Source organism: Novosphingobium olei (assembly GCF_037076535.1).
GTDB lineage: Bacteria > Pseudomonadota > Alphaproteobacteria > Sphingomonadales > Sphingomonadaceae > Novosphingobium > Novosphingobium olei.
Map to the genome: position 1 here is coordinate 3,796,327 of NZ_AP029021.1, position 18,855 is coordinate 3,815,181.

The 18,855-nt window shown below is 62.5% G+C and carries 19 protein-coding genes and 1 tRNA gene; 12 read left to right on the top strand and 8 right to left on the bottom strand.

Translation table 11 applies throughout. The features are described from left to right. Positions 1-22: 22 nt before the first annotated feature. Positions 23-493, top strand: coding sequence for a globin domain-containing protein (locus AACH40_RS18005; protein WP_338643555.1), 471 nt, complete (start codon positions 23-25; stop codon positions 491-493). On the opposite strand, the gene AACH40_RS18010 is transcribed toward AACH40_RS18005, so the two are convergent. Next, the gene (locus tag AACH40_RS18010; protein ID WP_338643556.1) at positions 490-813 is read right to left on the bottom strand and encodes a hypothetical protein; all 324 of its coding nucleotides are present in this window, start codon (positions 811-813) and stop codon (positions 490-492) included. The two genes, AACH40_RS18005 and AACH40_RS18010, sit on opposite strands and share 4 nt — an antisense overlap. Positions 814-938: 125 nt before the next feature. On the opposite strand from AACH40_RS18010, the gene AACH40_RS18015 reads away from it, so the two are divergent. From AACH40_RS18015 to AACH40_RS18040, 6 genes are all read left to right on the top strand, one after another. After that, a complete protein-coding gene (locus AACH40_RS18015; RefSeq protein ID WP_169493831.1) occupies positions 939-1,370 on the top strand; it encodes a CBS domain-containing protein in 432 nt (143 codons plus the stop codon). A gap of 63 nt (positions 1,371-1,433) precedes the next feature. Next, complete coding sequence (locus tag AACH40_RS18020; RefSeq protein ID WP_169493830.1) at positions 1,434-1,766, top strand: HesB/IscA family protein; 333 nt, start codon at positions 1,434-1,436, stop codon at positions 1,764-1,766. A 2-nt stretch (positions 1,767-1,768) separates the two neighbouring features. Continuing rightward, entirely contained in the window at positions 1,769-2,542 is a 774-nt protein-coding gene (gene xth / locus AACH40_RS18025) for an exodeoxyribonuclease III (protein ID WP_338646174.1), read from the top strand. A 117-nt stretch (positions 2,543-2,659) separates the two neighbouring features. Beyond that, positions 2,660-2,800 (top strand): hypothetical protein, encoded by a 141-nt coding sequence (locus AACH40_RS18030; RefSeq protein WP_206069586.1) that lies wholly within the window; start codon positions 2,660-2,662, stop codon positions 2,798-2,800. Further along, complete coding sequence (msrA, locus tag AACH40_RS18035; RefSeq protein WP_338643557.1) at positions 2,797-3,477, top strand: peptide-methionine (S)-S-oxide reductase MsrA; 681 nt, start codon at positions 2,797-2,799, stop codon at positions 3,475-3,477. Before AACH40_RS18030 ends, msrA begins: the two co-directional genes overlap by 4 nt. Positions 3,478-3,521: 44 nt before the next feature. Beyond that, positions 3,522-3,980, top strand: a complete 459-nt coding sequence (locus tag AACH40_RS18040) for a Fur family transcriptional regulator (RefSeq protein ID WP_169493992.1) — start codon at positions 3,522-3,524, stop codon at positions 3,978-3,980. A 25-nt stretch (positions 3,981-4,005) separates the two neighbouring features. Here the strand turns inward: AACH40_RS18040 and AACH40_RS18045 are convergent, their stop codons facing one another. After that, on the bottom strand, positions 4,006-4,539 hold the full coding sequence (locus AACH40_RS18045) for a GNAT family N-acetyltransferase (protein ID WP_338643558.1): 534 nt from the start codon (positions 4,537-4,539) through the stop codon (positions 4,006-4,008). 87 nt (positions 4,540-4,626) lie between these two features. On the opposite strand from AACH40_RS18045, the gene dxs reads away from it, so the two are divergent. After that, positions 4,627-6,549, top strand: coding sequence for a 1-deoxy-D-xylulose-5-phosphate synthase (gene dxs / locus AACH40_RS18050; protein ID WP_338643559.1), 1,923 nt, complete (start codon positions 4,627-4,629; stop codon positions 6,547-6,549). A 27-nt stretch (positions 6,550-6,576) separates the two neighbouring features. Here the strand turns inward: dxs and AACH40_RS18055 are convergent, their stop codons facing one another. The 4 genes from AACH40_RS18055 to AACH40_RS18070 are packed head-to-tail and all read right to left on the bottom strand — an operon-like array spanning position 6,577 to position 11,904. Beyond that, a complete protein-coding gene (locus AACH40_RS18055) occupies positions 6,577-7,257 on the bottom strand; it encodes an NnrU family protein (RefSeq protein WP_338643560.1) in 681 nt (226 codons plus the stop codon). 57 nt (positions 7,258-7,314) lie between these two features. Next, positions 7,315-8,652 (bottom strand): amidohydrolase family protein, encoded by a 1,338-nt coding sequence (locus AACH40_RS18060; protein WP_338646177.1) that lies wholly within the window; start codon positions 8,650-8,652, stop codon positions 7,315-7,317. Positions 8,653-8,705: 53 nt separating this feature from the next. Beyond that, on the bottom strand, positions 8,706-10,103 hold the full coding sequence (locus AACH40_RS18065) for an amidohydrolase (RefSeq protein ID WP_338643561.1): 1,398 nt from the start codon (positions 10,101-10,103) through the stop codon (positions 8,706-8,708). A gap of 13 nt (positions 10,104-10,116) precedes the next feature. Then, complete coding sequence (locus AACH40_RS18070) at positions 10,117-11,904, bottom strand: peptide MFS transporter (protein ID WP_338643562.1); 1,788 nt, start codon at positions 11,902-11,904, stop codon at positions 10,117-10,119. A 245-nt stretch (positions 11,905-12,149) separates the two neighbouring features. On the opposite strand from AACH40_RS18070, the gene AACH40_RS18075 reads away from it, so the two are divergent. The 3 genes from AACH40_RS18075 (at position 12,150) to AACH40_RS18085 (ending at position 13,164) form a co-directional block, all read left to right on the top strand. Beyond that, entirely contained in the window at positions 12,150-12,500 is a 351-nt protein-coding gene (locus tag AACH40_RS18075; RefSeq protein ID WP_420874060.1) for a GntR family transcriptional regulator, read from the top strand. 183 nt (positions 12,501-12,683) lie between these two features. After that, positions 12,684-12,965, top strand: a complete 282-nt coding sequence (locus AACH40_RS18080) for an integration host factor subunit beta (protein WP_169493821.1) — start codon at positions 12,684-12,686, stop codon at positions 12,963-12,965. A gap of 114 nt (positions 12,966-13,079) precedes the next feature. Further along, a tRNA-Leu gene (locus AACH40_RS18085) sits at positions 13,080-13,164 on the top strand. Positions 13,165-13,191: 27 nt separating this feature from the next. On the opposite strand, the gene AACH40_RS18090 is transcribed toward AACH40_RS18085, so the two are convergent. Then, entirely contained in the window at positions 13,192-14,700 is a 1,509-nt protein-coding gene (locus tag AACH40_RS18090) for a YifB family Mg chelatase-like AAA ATPase (protein WP_338643563.1), read from the bottom strand. A gap of 530 nt (positions 14,701-15,230) precedes the next feature. Here AACH40_RS18090 and AACH40_RS18095 point away from each other — a divergent pair. Beyond that, on the top strand, positions 15,231-15,707 hold the full coding sequence (locus AACH40_RS18095; RefSeq protein WP_338643564.1) for a hypothetical protein: 477 nt from the start codon (positions 15,231-15,233) through the stop codon (positions 15,705-15,707). Between the two features lie 7 nt (positions 15,708-15,714). Here AACH40_RS18095 and polA read toward each other — a convergent pair whose 3' ends face one another. Then, positions 15,715-18,609, bottom strand: a complete 2,895-nt coding sequence (polA, locus tag AACH40_RS18100; RefSeq protein WP_338643565.1) for a DNA polymerase I — start codon at positions 18,607-18,609, stop codon at positions 15,715-15,717. Between the last annotated feature and the right edge of the window lie 246 nt (positions 18,610-18,855).

Sequence of the window (18,855 nt, forward strand, 5' to 3'; positions counted from 1 at the left end):
GTCCTTCCAGCGGAATGCCTGCATGGGTACTGAAAATGAGGCAAGCCTGCGCACCGCAAGTCCAGAAGCCATAGCAACGGTCAAGGCCACCGCCCCTGCGGTAGAGAAGCATGGCCTGGCGATCACAACCGCCATGTACAAGCGTCTGTTCCAGGACGAGGAAGTTGCCGCGATGTGCGATCGCGCTGCGCAGGAGAGCGGCGAGCAGCCAAAGCGGCTGGCCGCGGCCATCCTCGCCTATGCAAAGAATATCGACAAGCTTGGCAATCTTGGCACTGCCGAGCAGCGCATGGTGGCTCGCCATGTCGAAACAGGGGGGAAGGCAAGCCACTATCCCTTGGTCGCCAACGCATTGCTCCCTGCAATTCGGGATGTTCTCGGTAGCGAGGTCGCAACCAACGAAGTGCTGGCATCTTGGGGAGAGGCTTACTGGATGCTGGCCGACATCCTCATCGCGGCCGAAAAAGAGGCGTACGCGGACATTGCCGCCTAACGATCAGGTCCACCCCATTCGATCTCGTCGTCGAGCGGATCGTCGATGGATTCGTCGTGCCCCGTTCCGCTTGACAGGAAAACGAGACCCATGAGCGCGGCCATCAGCATCATTGTCAGGCCGATGCCGAGGAACGTCGCTATATAAAGGTGGATCGAAACCAGTCCGAACTGCGACCACAAGTAGGCCCAGACCAGAAATATCGTGACCAGCGTCGCGGCGCCCATGCCCCACATCAGCATGCGATAGCGTCGCCATGCATGCGACGCGTTGTGCGGATTGTCGAGCGGCGAGGGGCGCGGCGCGGGCGGTCTGGGCATGGCGTGCGATATGGTTCTTTGCAGATGGCGGGGCAATGCTTTGACACCGGCTGCAAACTTGGCATCATCGCGAATGGCCGGAGACGGGCAAACCGTCCCGACCAAGATAAGATAAGGAGGATGCCATGACGATTGCCAGGCTCATAGCCGGCCGTTCGGGCGAAGTGTGGCGTGCCAACGCCGAAGACAGTGTCGCCGATGCCATTGCCCTGCTCGCCGAAAAGCGTATCGGCGCGGTCCCCGTCGAAGACCAAGGCACGCCCGTTGCCGGGATCTTTTCGGAACGCGACGTTCTCTACTGCCTCAGGGCACACGGGCCGACCGCGCTGCAGATGAAGGTGCGGGATGTGATGACCGCGCCCGTCATCAGTGTCGCGCCGAATGACAGCGTCCTCCATGCTCTGGGCTTGATGACACGTCGGCGGATCAGGCATCTGCCTGTCATCGATGGCGATCGAATGGTTGCGTTCATTTCGATCGGCGACCTGGTGAAGCATCGACTAGATTCCATCGAGGCGGAAGCGCACGCGATGCGCAGCTACATCCAGTCGGCCTGAACTGCAGGAAATTTGGGCCGCAGGGCGCTTGAGCAAGCGCGTTTGCGCTCCTATCTCGCTGGCATGAGCGAACCAGCCGTGATCCTCGCACCGAGCGCCGCCGCGCGCGTCGCCGCCATTGCCGCAAAGCAGGCTAAGCCTGCGATTCTGCGCCTGTCGGTCGAAGGGGGCGGGTGTTCGGGCTTCCAATACAAGTTCGGCCTTGCCGATGCCCCAGAGGCTGATGACACTATCGCCGAGACAGATGGCGTCAGGCTTCTGGTGGACGCCGTCAGCCTAGACCTCGTCAGCGGCGCCACGGTCGAGTATGTCGAATCGCTCGGCGGTGCGGCCTTCCGGGTGACCAATCCCCAGGCAGCGTCCGGCTGCGGTTGCGGCGCGAGTTTCAGCGTGTGACAATCAAGGTCGCAAGCTTCAACATCAACGGGATCAGGGCGCGCCTGCCGCGCTTGCTCGAATGGCTGGAGGAAACGCGCCCGGCAGTGGCCTGCCTGCAGGAAATCAAGACCCAGGACGAAGGGTTTCCTGCCGCAGAGTTCGAGAAGATCGGTTACCATGCGATCTGGCATGGCCAGAAGGGGTTCAATGGCGTTGCGATCCTTGCCGATGGGGTCCAGCCGATCGAAGCCCACCGCGGTTTGCCGGGTGACCCCGAGGATGAGCACGCGCGCTATCTCGAGGCCGATGTCATGGGTCTTCGCGTGGTGTGCATCTACCTGCCGAACGGGAATCCGCAGCCCGGACCCAAGTTCGATTACAAACTGCGCTGGATGGAGCGTTTGCGCGAACGCATGCGTGAACTGCTAGCTGAGGAACGTCCTGCGCTCGTCATTGGCGATTACAACGTCATTCCCGAAGACAAGGATACCTTTTCGGTCCGTGCCATGGCGACCGACGCGCTGATGCAGCCCGAATCGCGCGACGCCTATCGCCGTCTCCTCAATGATGGCTGGACCGACGCGATCGATCTCCACAATCCGCAGGGTGGGGTCTGGACCTTCTGGGACTATCAGGCCGGAGCCTGGCAGCGCGATCACGGCTTCCGGATCGACCACGCGCTGCTGTCGCCAGCCCTTGCAGATCGACTGCAGGCTGCCGGTGTCGACAAGACCTATCGTGGTCGGGAAAAAGCGAGTGACCACGCGCCGATCTGGGTTGCCCTTCGCGACTGACATTTCAGACAGTCTGGCGAATACGAATATTCGCACCACCTGTGCGTCCGTTCACAGCGGCGTCAGCTTTTCGGCGGCAAAGCGCCTGCCAACAGATTTACACCATGGATCTTGATCATGCGTCTCTTTGCCAAGGACTTCTATCGCTCGCTTCTGCTGGGCTTTGCCATCGGTTCGATCGGCATGGGAGCGACGATCGCCGTCAAGGTCCACGCCAGCGAAGCAGCGGCCCCATCCGCCATGGGTCAGGGGCAGTGAAGAGCGCGCGTTCACGCCTTGGCGTGGCCGTGCTGGCTCTTGTGATCAGCGCATGCCAGCAACCCGCCATGGCGGAGCAGGTGTATCGAGCGCCGGAAGCTGCGGTTCGTGCGAACGAGACGCCCGGGCGCCATACCGCGATTTTCGCCGGCGGCTGCTTCTGGGGCATGGAGGCCGTCTTCAGCCACCTGAAGGGCGTTTCCAGTGTCGTATCCGGATACACCGGCGGCAATCGCGTGCAGGCTGATTACGAGACGGTCAGCAGCGGGACAACGGGACATGCCGAATCGGTCAGGGTTACCTACGATTCCTCGGTCATCCGCTATGACCAGTTGCTGCAGGTCTTCTTCGGTGTTGCGAGCGATCCGACCCAGCTGAACAGGCAGGAGCCGGACGTGGGCACCCAGTATCGCAACGCGTTGTTTCCGGCCAACAAGGAGCAGGCGCGCGTGGCTGCTGGCTACATTGCGCAGCTGCGTCGGCTCGATCCCTGGAAGCGGCCGATCGTGACGCGCATCGAAGCGTTCAAGGGCTTCTACCCCGCCGAGGACTATCATCAGGATTTCGCGCACAAGAATCCGGATCACGGCTACATCCGGCGCTGGGATGCGCCCAAGGTAGCAGCTCTGCAGCGGACCTTCCCGCAGTTCTGGAAGAGTACGTTCACGCCTCGTTGATCACGCAAATTGCGAACCGTCTCGGGTCGTCCTATCTAAGCGAGATGGGCGGCCACCATCATCATCACTTTGCGGGCGAGACTCTGGTTGGCGCGGCGCGCGACGTACTTGTTGCGGCTGGCGAACAGTGGACCGAAATGCGCGCCGATGTCTTCGAAGCGCTCGCAGTGCATGAAAAGCCGGCGTCGGCCTATGACATCGCCGAGAGCGTCGGAGGGCGGCGGGGCAAGCGCGTTGCAGCCAACAGCGTCTACCGCATCCTGGACTTGTTCGTGCGTACCAACCTCGCCCGTCGGGTGGAGAGCGCCAACGCCTATGTTGCGAACACGCACCCCGGATGCCGCCACGACTGCATTTTCCTGATTTGCGACGCGTGTGGTCAGGTGACGCATCTTGACGACGATCGTCTAACCGGTGCCCTTCGGGAGGCTGCGCAAGGGGCAGGGTTTGCAGATGTCCGCCCTGTGGTCGAACTTCGTGGTGTTTGCCGACACTGCGCCTGACGGCGGATCACCGCTCTGGCTGCGGTCAGAGTCGCTTGGACATCCGCTTCAGGGGAACCGGTGCGCCGCCGCGCGAATCTTCGATTTCCTCGATCACGACGTAGCCCGACACCGTATATAGCGGCACGCCGGACATCGTCCCCATCAGTTCGCAGGTTGAGAAACCCTCCGCTTTCGCTGCGGCTTCGCAGTGTGCAAGAAGCGCGCGGCCCACACCCCTGCGGGCGTACGCAGGTACCGTGTACATGGCCCTTATGCGCGCTGCTTCCGTCGCGGGATCGAGCAAGCGGGGCTCCCGCAAGCCTGTGCTATGGTCGCCGCCGTAAAGGGTTGCCCTGCGGCTCCAGCCGCCACACCCTGCGATTTCTCCGTCGAACTCCGCCACGAAATAGGTACCGTCATCGACCAGCTGCCGGTCCAGACCCATTACCGCCCGGCTTGACTCCACCTGCTCCGGCGTCAGGAATCCGGCCTGCAATTCGCCGATCGCGGCATCCATCACGCTTCGCAAGGCTTCGAGATCGGCTGGGACGGCTTTGCGGATCGAGATCGCAGACATGGCTGCGACGCTTGCCCTGCTGCCGCCCGGATGTGCAAACGCTTTGTTGTGGTTGGACGCGGCGTAACAAGGGTGTAAGGCGTCTCGATGTCCGCTACTCCGGCCACGCCTCTTCTCGATACCGTCGACACGCCCGATGACCTGCGCAAGCTTCAGCCCTCGCAGCTCCGGCAACTGGCAGACGAACTCCGCCATGAAATGATCAGCGCCGTCGGGCAGACGGGTGGCCACTTGGGCTCCGGCCTGGGCGTTGTGGAACTGACTGTCGCCATTCACTACGTCTTCAACACACCCGACGATCGGCTTGTCTGGGATGTCGGACACCAGGCCTATCCCCACAAGATCCTGACCGGGCGTCGCAGCCGAATTCGCACGCTGCGCCAGGGGGGCGGGCTCTCAGGCTTCACCAAGCGTAGCGAGAGCGAGTACGATCCCTTCGGGACCGCGCATTCGTCCACGTCGATTTCGGCTGCGCTGGGCTTTGCCGTTGCCAACAAGCTGGCGGGCAAGCCGGGGAAAGGCATCGCGGTAATCGGCGATGGCGCGATGAGCGCCGGCATGGCCTATGAGGCGATGAACAACGCCGAGGCCGCGGGCAACCGTCTCATAGTTATCCTCAATGATAACGACATGTCGATCGCACCGCCCGTCGGTGGGCTTTCGGCGTATCTCGCCCGGCTGGTTTCGTCTGGCCCCTTCCTGGGATTGCGGGACACACTGCGCAAGATTTCGCGCCGCCTTCCCGAACCACTGCACAAGGCGGCAAAGAAGACAGACGAGTTTGCCCGTGGCCTTGCCATGGGGGGCACGCTGTTCGAGGAACTCGGCTTCTACTACGTTGGCCCGATCGACGGCCACAACCTGGACCAGCTGATTCCGATCCTTGAGAACGTGCGCGATGCCGCGGAAGGCCCCTGCCTGATCCACGTGGTCACGCAGAAGGGGAAAGGCTACGCCCCAGCAGAAGCCGCCGCGGACAAGTACCACGGGGTTCAGAAGTTCGACGTTATCACGGGCGAACAGGTGAAGAGCGCGGGCGGTCCGCCCAGCTACACCAACGTGTTCGCTCAGGCGCTGGTGGCCGAAGCGGCCCGCGACGACAAGATCTGTGCAATCACTGCGGCCATGCCTTCGGGCACCGGTCTCGACAAGTTTGCCGCGACCTATCCGGAACGCAGCTTCGACGTCGGCATTGCCGAACAGCACGCAGTGACTTTTGCAGCAGGCCTTGCCGCACAAGGGATGCGGCCTTTTTGCGCGATCTATTCGACTTTCCTGCAGCGTGCCTACGACCAGGTGGTCCACGACGTTGCAATCCAAAATCTTCCGGTGCGCTTCGCGATCGATCGCGCGGGGCTCGTGGGGGCCGATGGCGCAACGCACGCCGGTTCGTTCGATGTCACCTATTTGGCAACTCTTCCGAACATGGTGGTCATGGCCGCCGCGGATGAAGCCGAACTGGTGCACATGACCCACACCGCCGCACTTCACGATTCAGGCCCGATCGCTTTTCGCTATCCGCGTGGCAACGGCGTGGGCGTGCCACTGCCGGAAGTTCCGCAGCGGCTTGAAATCGGCAAGGGCCGTTTGGTTCGTGAAGGCACCAAGGTTGCCCTGCTCTCGCTCGGGACGCGACTTGCCGAAGCACTCAAGGCGGCCGACCAGCTCGACGCCAAGGGCTTGTCGACGACCGTTGCCGATCTCCGCTTTGCCAAGCCGCTCGATAGCGAACTGATCCGGCGTCTGATGGCCACGCACGAAGTCATCGTGACGATGGAGGAAGGCGCAATCGGAGGACTGGGCGCCCACGTCCTGACGCTGGCAAGCGATGAGGGATTGACCGACGCCGGCTTGAAAATCCGGACGATGCGGCTTCCTGATGTCTTCCAGGACCAGGACAGCCCCGAAAAGCAATACGATGACGCTGGATTGAACGCCGCCCAGATCGTCGAGACCGTGTTGAAGGCGCTGCGCCATAACAGCGCTGGCGTGAACGAGGCTCGCGCCTGATCGAATTCAGGCGCGGGCTTGCGGCTTCTAGAACACGTGTTCCGGCAGAAGGCGCCATATTCCGGCCGGGATGGCGGCAAGCGGGATGTGTACCCAGGTGACCGCGATCCACGGTAGGATGGCGGCTGCCAGCCACGCGCCGAGTTCACGCGCATGGGCAAGGTTCGGCCAGAACGACGTCCGTTTCACCCACGACCGCCATTCGCTGCCGTAAAGCGCCTTCTTCTTCCCGTCCTGAAGGTGCGACCCGCCCAGTGCGAGGAGGATCACTCCCCCCATCAGCACGAATACGCGGGGCGAAGGCGAGATGATGATGTGCGACACGGCCCACAGCGCGAAGCCCATCATCATGGGGTGGCGGGTGATCTTGAACACCCCGCGTGGAAGCTGAGCGGAGAGGCCGTGTACCTTTGCGCCCGGCAATGCCGGATTACCTGCGAGCGATGCCATGAAGAGCGCAAGCGCTATGAGTGTCAGCACACTGGCGATGGTCCACGGAACGACGGCGTAACCGTCCCACAACACCGGCGCGCGCGGGGCACCGCCGAACGCCAGGATAGCCCATCCTAAGGTAACCAATGCCACCAAGGAATAGAACGCGGGGAAGCCGTTCTTGCCCAGCATCTTGACGAGCGGTGAGCGAAGGGGGTGGGACAGCAGGTAATGGCTGCCCAGAAATGCCGCCATTGCAGCGATCAACCACCCCATCTGGCCAACTCCCCCATTCATCCTCGAACCGCCGGAATGACCGGCGGCTTCAGTACTTTATTGATAGGCCTTGGGCAGCGATCCTTCTTGTGGATTGCGATACCGGTCCCGCAGCCTGGTCTGGTGGTTTACCATGCTCTGTTTGACGCCGTCGATGTAGATATCCACCGGTCCTGATGACAGCTCCAGCGGATCGCCGTCCCAGATGACGACGTCACCGGCAAGGCCCGGCTTGAGGCTGCCGAAGCGCGAGCCCTCTCCGATGATGTCGGCAGGCACGGAGGTGATGGCTGCCAAGGCCTGACCCCACGTCAGCCCACTTGCCCCGGGTAGACGGCCTACCGCGACGAGGTTGCCCGCATACTGAGGGGCATATCGCGGTTGGTCGTTGTCATAGAAGCCTCCCAAGCCGACCTTGACGCCTGCCGCCTGCATGCGGCCCACATTCGACTGAGTGGCGGCCAGCGTTTCGAAGCGTCCAGGAAGATCGGTGATGGCGCTTGCAAGAACAGGAACACCGGCGGCTGCGATGTCGCGCGCGACGCGCCAACCTTCTGCTGCACCGACGATGACCAGCTTGATTGCCGGAAATTCCGACTTGAGACGCAGGACCTGGCGGATGTCGGCTGCCCGTTCCACGTGAACGTAAAGCGGTTGGCGGCCGGAAACCACGGGCACCAGCGCTGCAGCGTCGAACCGAGTCAGCAGCCCGTCGTCGGCGCGTCCCTGCACCGTTTGCGCCATGCGCGGGTCGAGCGGTATGTCATCTCCGGTGCTGGTCGGCGATGCCTTGGCACCACCGATCTTCGATATTCCGGCTCGACGATCGAAATCCGCAGCTTCGCGCAGGGCGTTGCGCAGAACCGTCTGCGCGGCGACTCGGCTGCCACCGGCAAGGTCGGCGCCGCGTTCGCCCAGTTCCACGAACTGGAACGCGCGTGGGCGGTTCACCGGATTGGCATCCGCACCAAGATCTATGATCGCGCCTTGCCCTGCAAATATGGCGTTCGCGGCAACAGGGGCGACGGCCGCGCGAGTGACACCGCCGGCCCGGCTGATCCCGATGGGCGTAGCGTCGGGGTCGATCGCGGCGGATACATCGAGTGCTGCGTTGAAACCCGCCTTGGGTGCATACTCGTCGTTGCTTTCATCGACAGCGCCCACATCGACCAGACCCAGGTCGGTGACTGCGCTGACGAGTCCGGGGGTCACCCATTTGCCGGTACCATCGATCACCTGGATCCCTGCAGGAACGGCCACTCCGGCGCCCGCGGCAACGATCTTGCCGCCCCGCACCACGACTGTGCCGCCCTGGATCGGAGCGCTTCCATCGCCGATCGCGACTGTTGCATTGGTGATTGCGAAATCCTGCGCCTGCTGCGCCAGCACCGGGATCGAGGCGGAAGCGGCGAGCAGGGCAGCCAAGCTGCTGATGAGGGTGCGCGGCTTCACTTCACATCTCCTTCGCCGGGCTGGCCAAGCTCGAAATCGCTGACAGGACGACGCGTGCGGTCCATCGCGTCGAAGAGCATGGCTCCATCGACCCAGACCTTTTCCGGTCGCGAATAGACCGACAGCGGATTGCCGTTCCAGAGAACGACGTCGCCCGCCTTGCCCGGGGCAAGGCTGCCAGTCTTTCCATCAATTCCGAGTGCCTTGGCGGGGTTCAGGGTGAACCACGAGATCACCTGGGCGTCGGGAATGTTGATCCCGATGCGCTTTCCATCGCCCTGGGCCTTGGCCGCTTCCTGGTTTAGGCGCTGGATACCGTATTCGTCGTCCGAGTGGATGATGACGCAGGCCCCGTGATCCGCAAGCAGGGCGGCGTTTTCGGGAATGCCGTCATAGGCTTCCATCTTGAAGCCCCACCAGTCCGCCCAGATTGCCGAGCAGATGCCGTTTTCCTTCAGAAGATCGGCAATCTTGTACGCCTCGACCGCGTGGTGGAACGCCGAGACCTTGTAGCCGAACTCCTTCGACATATCGATGACCTGCGCCATCTCGTCGGCCCTGTAGCAATGGTTCTGGACAAGGATCTTGCCGGCAAGAACATCAGCGAGCGTTTCCATCGCCAGATCGCGCGAATCGAGCTTTCCGGCGTCGCGCTTCTTCTTGTACTCGGATGCCTTGATCCAGGTCTGCCGATCGACCGCGAAGTTGCCCATGCGGGTAGAGGGCATCTGGCCCTTTTCGCCATATACGCGCTTGGGATTTTCGCCGCAGGCCATCTTCAGGCCATAGGGCGCATCCGGGAACTTCATGCCCTGCACTGTGCGGCTGGGAACGTTCTTGAGCACGACCGATCGACCACCCATCAGGTTGGCCGAGCCTGGCAGGATCTGAAGCGAAGTGACGCCGCCGTTGGCAAGCGCGCGGGTGAAGCCCGGATCCTGGGGCCAAACCGAATGTTCCGCCCACACTTCCGGAGTTGTCGGGCTGGTCGCTTCGTTGCCGTCGGAATGCGCCTGCACACCGGGACTCGGATACACGCCCAGATGGCTGTGAATATCGATCACCCCGGGCGTGACGAACTTGCCGGTGCCGTCGATGCGGCGATGGTCCTGCGGTATGGCCAGGTCGGGTCCGCCGATGGCTTCGACCTTGCTGCCCGAAAGAAGCACCGTCCCATTGTCGATGCGGCCGCCGGCACCATCGTAGACGGTGGCTCCGACAATCGCGACAGCTTCGCCGGGATATGGCTTGTAGGTCGACGGATAGGGATTGTCCTTGAGCTGGAAGCCGGGATCGTCCTGCTTGGGTTTGGCTACGCCGGCGCTGGCCGAAAGGGCGAGGGCAAGCCCCGCCAGTGCATGGCTGGCAAACCTGCCGAAATTTCGTGCTTTCACGTCTGCAACCCCCTTACTTGACGCCGTGCATCAGCTTGCGCAGCGGCGCAGCGAGCAACAGCAGAACGCCGCCGATGGCGACGGCCGCCCAGCCGATCGTGGTGAACACCGCAGTGTAGGTGTCGAGGCTGACCTTGAGATTGGTCACCTGTCCACCGACGGTCTCGACGCTCGCGACCTGTGCGACAATGCCGGCAACATACTGCGCGACGGAAATCGAGAGGAACCACACCCCCATCATCATCCCCACGATGCGAGCAAGGCTGAGCTTGGTGATCATCGAAAGGCCGACCGGCGATATGCACAGCTCGGCAACGGAATGGATCAGGTAAAGCCCGGCAAGCCACCAGATCGAAACCTTGAAGTCAGGTCCGGCAAACTTCGCGCCCCACACCAGGAATAGGAAGCCAGCGCCGACGCCCGCCAAGGCAACGCCGAACTTCACCGGGATGGTCGGTTCGATTCCCCGCCTTCCCATCGTGGCCCACAGGATCGACATGAGCGGGGCGAGAATCACTATGAAGATCGCGTTGAAGAACTGGGTCTGCCCGGCAGAGATCGAGAACAGGCCGAAGATTGACAGGTCGGTGTTGCGGTCGGCGAACAAGGTTAGGGAGGAACCCGCCTGCTCGAAGAGCGTCCAGAACACCGTGTTGAAGACGATGAGCACCATCGCGGCGACCATCATCTGGAACTCGACCTTGTTGCCCTCTTTCCAGGCGTAAAACAGGATTGCCGGCACGCCGATGATGAACGTGCCAAACAGCAGTTTGCCCATCAGCGGAAGCGCCATGATGTACCCTGCAAAACCGGCGCCTTCTGCCGCGGGCGAGGCATTCATCAGGTTCTGGAACAGGAACAGCACGACCGGAACCGCAATCGCCGCGCCGAAGTAGATGAACAGGCTGCGATCCTTGGTCTGACCGGCGGGAGGTTCGCCATAACCGGCAAGGCGGCCGCCATCGAACTGGATCAGGCTCCAGGAAAACACCATGCCGATCGCAGCAAGTCCGAACCCGGCCCACCAGCCGACAGCGTCGGCGAGCAGCGGGCAGAGCAGCTGCGAGAACAGCGAGCCGAGATTGATGCCCATGTAGAAGATGGTGAAACCAGCGTCCTTGCGCGTATCACCCTTGGGATAAAGCTCGCCGACCATCGTCGAGATGTTGGGCTTGAAGAAGCCGTTGCCGACGGTGATCATCGACAGTCCGACAAGAAGGAGCAAGGTGAAGGCGGCCGAGCGCGTCCCTGCGGACTCGAACCCGCCCTTGGCCACCGATCGCGCAACGCTGCCATCGGGTGCGAGAAGCGAGACGGTGCCATCCTCGTTGCCCTTGATCAGCAGCTTTTGTGCTCCATCGACGACGAAGCGCTTTTCCTGGCCCGTCGCCGTCGGACGATCGATCGTGTTTTCTTCGACGACTTCGTAGCGCTGGCCCTCGATCACCGCGTGCGGCTTTGCCGTTTCGCCGCCGAAGCAGAGGATGAAATATCCGGCCGCCATCATCAGCGCGCCGAATTTCACCGATTTCTTGGAGCCGAGGTAGCGATCCGCGAGCAGACCGCCCACGAGTGGCGTCAGGTAGACCAATGCGGTAAACCCGCCATAGAGCCCCGTGGTCGTACTGTCGCTGAACAGGAAGTGTTTGGTCAGGTAGAGCGTCAGCAGCGCGCGCATGCCGTAGTAGCCGAACCGCTCCCACATTTCGGTGGTGAACAGGCGCGCCAACTGTCGGGGATGGCCGAACCAGCCGCTTTCGGCCGCCGATCCCGCCATCGGCTGCTCGCTAGGTGAATTCATGTTCGGAAACGCTCCCCGTCTTTGTTCCGGCAGCACCGCTTCGGTGTGCATGCCAGCCAATCATGCTCGCAAGACTAGCGCGATCGCAGGCTTTGGGAAGAAACTAATTGCAGGTGCAACGGGTTGTTGCCGATCGTATCCGCCAAGGCGTGTGATTGCGCAATCAATCTTCGGCAGCGATGAAGCCTGGGCAACAAAATTACGGCGCCTTGCTCTGGAAACTGTATTGTCCTTATAAGGCACCTGTGAACAACATCGACTTGCCTGTGCACATCCGGTTGCGTGAGATGATCGCCGAAGGAATTGTCGATGGAACCTATCCGGAAGGCGCTCTCCTCCCGTCGGTTAGAAGCCTGGCGGTGCGTGAACAGGCCAATCCGCTGACAGTCGCAAAAGCATATCAGCATTTCCAGGATGAAGGACTGGTCGTGGTGCAGCGAGGGGTCGGGATGTTTGTCGTCGCCGGCGCCGCCCAGCGATTGCGCAATGCGATGCGCGAGCGCTTCCTCGTCGATGAATGGCCCCAAATTCGCAGGCGGCTGGCATTGATGGGCCTCAGCATCGCCGATCTTGCTGTCGTGAATCCTGCAAACTGATACCGACCGTTGTCTTTTGGTGCCAATCCGTGCCGATTTGGCCTGTATCTATGTCCTAAGTTAAGTTGTGCGCGCTCGTGCGATCTGGCAAACTTTTGCCTTGCGTGGCCAGACGGGGGTCGGGGCTCGCAAATGTCTTGGGATCGTGGTGCCGTTTCGGCGCCGGCGGAGGGAATCTTACGGATGATCAGATCCGAACTGCTGCAGGCACTTGCCAAAGATAGTCCTGGCATGCGTGCCGAGGAAATCGAGCGCGTGGTCGATGTGTTCTTCGACGAGATCGGAAAGCGCCTCGCCGAAGGTGGCCGCGTAGAATTGAGGGGCTTCGGCGCATTTTCCACGCGTGAACGCGACGCGCGCAAGGGCCGCAATCCTCGCACCGGTGAAACGGTCGAAGTGCCGGGCAAGCGGGTGCCTTACTTCAAGCCCGGCAAGGAAATGCGCCAGCGGCTCAACGCCGAGTGACCGCGTTCCTTTCCTGACCGACTCGGCCATTCGCGCCGCGTCGGTTCGACCAGCTTCTTGCCTGCCTAGAAAGGTTGTGCAATCGCCACGGCTGCACGGGGGGCGCCCAACTGTGCGGACGTGGCGGAATGGTAGACGCCGGGGACTTAAAATCCCTTGAGCTTTGCTCGTGCGGGTTCGAGTCCCGCCGTCCGCACCAGCAGTTTTGCGATTCGGCGTCATCGCATCATGCGCGCGGTGCAACCCGGCGATAGCTCAGCGCTTCGGCAATGTGCGCGCGGCCGATGGTTTGCGCACCCGCCATGTCGGCGATCGTTCGCGAAACACGCAGGATGCGGGTATAGCCTCTTGCGGAAAGGCGCATCACCTCGGCCGCCTGGATCAGCAGCTTGCGCCCCGCTTCGTCGGGCGTTGCAAATCGCTCAAGCAGTTCGCCATCCAGCTCGGCGTTGTTCCGGCGGCCGGTCCCTTCCAGCCGCTGCGTCTGTACCTGCCTAACAGCGGCAACCCGAGCCGCCACCTCGGCAGACCCTTCCACAGGTGGTGGCAGCGCAAGGTCCGCCGCCGAGACAGGATCGACTTCGACATGCAGGTCTATTCGGTCGAGCAGCGGCCCTGACACCTTCGATTGATAGTCAGCGGCACAGCGCGGTGCGCGGCTGCAGCCCAGGGCTGGATCGCCCAGATGGCTGCAACGGCATGGGTTCATGGCCGCGACCAGTTGCACACGCGCAGGAAACGTGACGTGCGCATTGGCGCGCGCCACCGTTACCTCGCCCGTTTCGAGCGGCTGACGCAAGGAATCGAGCACCGTGCGCTGGAACTCGGGCAATTCGTCGAGAAACAGCACGCCGAGGTGGGCGAGGCTGACTTCACCGGGCCTGACCCGCAACCCCCCTCCCGTGAGGGCCGCCATCGATGCAGAGTGGTGCGGACTGCGAAATGGCCGTGCCCGGCTGATGCGGCCTTCCTCGAGCAGGCCAGCAACCGAGCTTACCATCGATGTTTCCAGGGCCTCGGCTGGCGTGAGCTCGGGTAGGATGCCCGGCAGGCATGACGCCAGAAGCGATTTGCCGGCCCCCGGCGGACCAACCATCAAAAGATTGTGACCCCCGGCAGCCGCGATCTCGAGCGCCCGCCGTGCAACCTCCTGACCTTTGACCTGGCGCAGGTCGGCACGCCGCAGCGGAGGTTCTGCTTCACCCGGAACGGGTTTGGCGAGTCGCTGGAAGCCTTTGAGGTGATTCAGCAAACTCAGCATCGTCGGCGCTGCGACAACGTCGATCCCACTGGCCCAGCTCGCATCCGATCCCTGCTCTGCCGGGCAGATCAGCCCCTTGTTGTTGCTGCTTGCATGAAGTGCTGCGAGAAGGACGCCCGGGCTCGAGATGATGCGGCCATCGAGCGCAAGTTCGCCAACGACGACGTACTCGCTCAAGGTCTCCCTATCGACCGCGCCCATGGCCGCCAATAGTGCCAAGGCGATTGGCAGGTCGTAGTGAGAGCCCTCCTTCGGCAGATCGGCAGGCGACAGGTTGACCGTAATCCGCTTCGGAGGAAGCGATAGGCCCAAGGCAGCCAGTGCGGAATGCACGCGCTCGCGGCTTTCGCCCACCGCCTTGTCAGGCAGTCCGACAAGGCGGAAAGCCGCGAGTCCGGGAGCGATCTGGCATTGGACTTCAACCGGTCGGGCATCGAGGCCCAGATAGGCGACGGTCGAGACCAGCGAGACCATGCGGCATCCTTCGCAATGTCGTGCCCGTAGGCTTAGCAAAATTCCCTAGTGTTCTTACGAGGCCAACCCTGTCTGTGAAGTCGATGCCGCCAAAACGGTGGCGTTCTGCAAGGTTAACGTCCTGAGCACGCTAAACCCTAAGTCGAAATAAACGTTGTTCTTTGGTGGTTTGAACATGGCCTGGGGCGACCTTCCCGGACATGTTCCCTCTCGTTCGCCTCACCGCATTGGTCCTATCCATCCATGCCGGATTTTCATCCGCGTTGGCCCATGAGATTTCGACCCGCAGCTGGATCGATGCGAGCGGGGTACGTTGGACGGAGACGGTCGAAACCTGGACCGACGACCCGGGCTTGGGCGAGGCGATCGATCCCGATGCTGGCGACCCGTCAGATGCCGCATCAAGCCCATCGAAGACCGAAAGTGGCGATCGGCTTGTCGATCTTGGAACCTCTGCGTGGTCCACCGCGCCAGCGCCTGCGCCAGCCGCCCGCTTTGGCCCGTTTGTTGTGCTTGATGCAGGACACGCCATGCTGGTGCGCGAAACAGACACGAGCGCACCGCGCCAATTTGCTCGAATGCTGGCAGCCTATCCCGGCATTCGCGTGCTGGAATTCCGTGATTGTCCCGGCACGCTGGATGACAATGCCAACCTCGTCCTCGGCCGCATGATCCATCAACGGGGCATCGAAACCGTGGTGCCGGCCGGTGGGTCGGTGCGCTCGGGGGCCGTCGACCTGTTCCTTGCAGGCGTGCGCCGGATTGCTGCGGCAGACGCCGAATTCGCTGTCCATGCGTGGCTCGACGAGGATGGCCTGCGGCCCACCAGCTTCGCGCCGACAGCTCCGATAAACCGCAGGTACGTGGTGTTCTATCACGAAGCGGGGGGCATGCCCCTGCCCACGGCAAAGGCATTCTACGATCTTACCAATTCCGTTCCCAACGAACGCGCGCTCTGGCTGACGCCGCGCGACATTGCCCGGTACGCGGCGATCGAGATCTATTGACCGCCAGTCAGTGCGCTGCCCCCCAGGATGGCCCGGTGCCGATCTCGACGCCAAGGGGAACGGTTAGCGCGATCGCTGGCTCCGCTGCGCGGGCCATCACGTCTTCGATCACCGGTCGTGCCCGCTCGATGTCACCCTCCGGAAGCTCGAAAACGAGCTCGTCGTGCACCTGCAGTAGCATGCGCACGTGACCAAGGCCCGCCGTCTGGAGCGCTGGCATCATCCGCACCATGGCCCGTTTGATGATATCGGCACAGGTTCCCTGGATGGGGGCGTTGATCGCAGCGCGCTCGCTGCCCTGCCGTTCCGCCTGATTCTTTGAATTGATGCGGGGAAACCACGTCTTGCGGCCGAACAGGGTCTCGGAATAGCCGCGCTCGCGCACCTGCTCCAGCGTGTCGTGGATGTAGCGCTGGATCCCGGGGAAGCGCTCGAAGTAGCGGTCGATCATCGCCTGCGCTTCATCCGCGCTGGTGCCCAGCCGCCCGGCAAGGCCCCAGCGGCTGATACCATACAGGATGGCGAAGTTGATCGTCTTGGCGCGGCCGCGCGTGTCACGGTCGACGGCGCCGAACATCTCCATCGCAGTGCGCGCGTGAATGTCCTCGCCGGCTGCAAACGCGTCCTTCAGCGCGGGCACGTCCGCCATGTGCGCAGCCAGGCGTAGCTCGATCTGGCTGTAGTCCGCGGCCAGCAGGACATTGCCCGGCTCTGCAACAAAGGCATCGCGAATCTGCCGGCCGATCTCGGTGCGGATCGGGATGTTCTGCAGGTTGGGCTCGTTCGACGACAGGCGGCCCGTCTGCGCGCCGACGAGGCTGTAGCTGGTATGGACCCGACCCGTAGCAGGGTTGATCGCCGCCTGCAGGGCATCGGTATAGGTAGACTTCAGCTTGGACAGCTGGCGCCATTCCAGCACGAGCGTGGCGACCTCGGCCCCTTGGCCCGCCAGAGTTTCAAGCACCGACTGGTCGGTAGAGTACTGACCGCTCTTGCCCTTCTTGCCGCCCTTGTAGCCAAGCTTGTCGAACAGGACCTCGCCAAGTTGCTTGGGGCTTCCGATCGTGAATGCGCCGCCGCACTTGTCGTAGATCACCGCTTCGAGTTCACCGATCTTTCCGGCGAATTCGGATGACAGGGCGGCCAGTCGATCGCGATCGACGCGGATGCCGTGCCGCTCCATCTGGGCAACCACGGGTACGAGCGGCCGATCGACGGTCTGGTAGATTCGCGTCCCTCCTTCGTCGGAGAGGCGGGGGCCAAACAGCCGGTGCAGACGCCAGGTCACGTCGGCGTCCTCGGCGGCATAGCGAGTAGCGTCGGCCAAGGGTACTTCGGCGAACGTGATGGCCTTCTTGCCGGTGCCGCACAAATCCTTGAACTTCATGGTGCCGTGGCCGAGGTGCCTTTCGGCCAGTTCGTCCATGCCGTGCCCTGCAAGCCCGGTTTCGCTGCGGCCTGCATCGAGGCAGAAGCTCATCACCATCGTATCGTCGACGGGCGCGACGGCCAGCCCGCCAACCGCTTCGCCCGCGCGCGCCAGGATGGTGATGTCGTATTTCACGTTCTGCCCGACCTTGAGCACTGCGTCGCTTTCGAGAAGCGGCTTGAGTGCACGCAATGCTGCAAGCCGGTCGATCTGCTCCGGCCTTTCGGAAAACATGTCGCTGCCACCGTGGCCGAGCGGAATGTAGCAGGCATCATTGGGGCCGAGCGCAAGGCTCACCCCGACCAGTTCTGCCCGCATCGAATCAAGTGCGCTCGTTTCCGTGTCGATGGCGACGATCCGGGCGTCGAAGGCACGGCCGATCCATCGTTCGAGTTCGTCCATCGACTGGACGCAGGCATAGCTGCCAAGGTCGATTTCGGGCCATGCGGGCAGGGACTGGCGGCTGGCACCTTCGGTCGCACTTGAGGCAGGGCTGGCGTGGGAAGCCGTAGACGTGTCAGCAGGCGCTGGTGCTGGTGCTGGCGCTGCGGTCCCGAGCTTGCGCAGCAGGCTGGTGAACCCGTGCTCGCTGAGGAACGCCGCGAGCGGATCGGGCGGAATTGCCTTCAGTTCGAAGTCTTCGATCGGGATGGGAAGGTCGCAATCTTCCTTGAGCGCGACAAGCACGCGCGAAAGGCGGGCCATGTCTGCCTGCTCGATCAGGCTGTCGCGCAGCTTGCTCGGCTTCATCGCCGGGGCAGCGGCCAGTGCCGCCTCAAGGTCGCCATGCTCCTGGATGAGCTTGGTTGCCGTTTTCGGGCCGATGCCGCGGATGCCGGGCACATTGTCGACCGCATCGCCCATCAGCGCGAGGACGTCGCCTACCTTTTCGGGGGGCACGCCGAACTTCTCGATCACTTCGGGGATGTCGATTCGCTGGTTCTTCATCGTATCGAGCATGTCGACACAGCCACCGCCCGTTGCGCACTTGCCGACGAGCTGCATCAGATCCTTGTCGGACGAGACGATCGTCACGTCCCAGCCGCGTGCTGTCGCCGCTCGCGCGTAGGATGCGATTAGATCGTCGGCTTCCAGGTCATCCTCTTCGATGCACGCAAGGCTGAACGCACGCGTGGCATCACGGATCAGCGGGAACTGCGGAACCAGGTCCTCGGGCGGCGGCGGCCGGTTGGCCTTGTACTGGTCGTACAGTGCGTTTCGGAAAGTGGTGGAACCCTTGTCGAGGATGACGGCAAGGTGGGTCGGGCCATCGGCCTTGTGCAGATCCTCCGCCAGCTTCCAGAGCATTGTCGTATAACCGTAGACGGCGCCGACCGGCACTCCCTTGGGGTTCGTCAGCGGGGGCAGGCGGTGGTAGGCGCGGAAAATGTACGCGGACCCGTCGACCAGGTACAAGTGTCGGTGCTGGGCATTGGTTGCGGCTTTGGGCGTAAGATCGACGGCTGTGTCCATACGCTGCGATGTAGCCCTTCGCATCGTCCGGTAAAAGCATTTCGGGCTGCCTTCGTCGCCGTATCATTCATGTGTCAGAATGGCGGCTCCTGCTCACGGTCAAGCGCACCTGGAGAGCGTTTCGTCGCAAGCGACAGAGCCGAAAAGGAGGGGCAAAAAAGCGTTCCCCTTCCGGAAGATGGATTTCCAGCGATGAAGTGCATACGTTGAACGCTTGCAAGCCGATGAATTGCCGATTAATTGGGG

What these genes read in the sequence shown, in the direction of transcription:
- AACH40_RS18040 (WP_169493992.1), top strand. Translation starts at nt 3,522, where the DNA reads ATGGGCGGCCACCATCATCATCACTTTGCGGGCGAGACTCTGGTTGGC.
- AACH40_RS18005 (WP_338643555.1), top strand. Translation starts at nt 23, where the DNA reads ATGGGTACTGAAAATGAGGCAAGCCTGCGCACCGCAAGTCCAGAAGCC.
- AACH40_RS18095 (WP_338643564.1), top strand. Translation starts at nt 15,231, where the DNA reads ATGCTGGTGCGCGAAACAGACACGAGCGCACCGCGCCAATTTGCTCGA.
- polA (WP_338643565.1), bottom strand. Translation starts at nt 18,609, where the DNA reads ATGGACACAGCCGTCGATCTTACGCCCAAAGCCGCAACCAATGCCCAG.
- AACH40_RS18015 (WP_169493831.1), top strand. Translation starts at nt 939, where the DNA reads ATGACGATTGCCAGGCTCATAGCCGGCCGTTCGGGCGAAGTGTGGCGT.
- AACH40_RS18090 (WP_338643563.1), bottom strand. Translation starts at nt 14,700, where the DNA reads ATGGTCTCGCTGGTCTCGACCGTCGCCTATCTGGGCCTCGATGCCCGA.
- AACH40_RS18055 (WP_338643560.1), bottom strand. Translation starts at nt 7,257, where the DNA reads ATGGGGTGGTTGATCGCTGCAATGGCGGCATTTCTGGGCAGCCATTAC.
- AACH40_RS18010 (WP_338643556.1), bottom strand. Translation starts at nt 813, where the DNA reads ATGCCCAGACCGCCCGCGCCGCGCCCCTCGCCGCTCGACAATCCGCAC.
- AACH40_RS18030 (WP_206069586.1), top strand. Translation starts at nt 2,660, where the DNA reads ATGCGTCTCTTTGCCAAGGACTTCTATCGCTCGCTTCTGCTGGGCTTT.
- AACH40_RS18070 (WP_338643562.1), bottom strand. Translation starts at nt 11,904, where the DNA reads ATGAATTCACCTAGCGAGCAGCCGATGGCGGGATCGGCGGCCGAAAGC.
- dxs (WP_338643559.1), top strand. Translation starts at nt 4,627, where the DNA reads ATGTCCGCTACTCCGGCCACGCCTCTTCTCGATACCGTCGACACGCCC.
- AACH40_RS18045 (WP_338643558.1), bottom strand. Translation starts at nt 4,539, where the DNA reads ATGTCTGCGATCTCGATCCGCAAAGCCGTCCCAGCCGATCTCGAAGCC.
- AACH40_RS18020 (WP_169493830.1), top strand. Translation starts at nt 1,434, where the DNA reads ATGAGCGAACCAGCCGTGATCCTCGCACCGAGCGCCGCCGCGCGCGTC.
- AACH40_RS18080 (WP_169493821.1), top strand. Translation starts at nt 12,684, where the DNA reads ATGATCAGATCCGAACTGCTGCAGGCACTTGCCAAAGATAGTCCTGGC.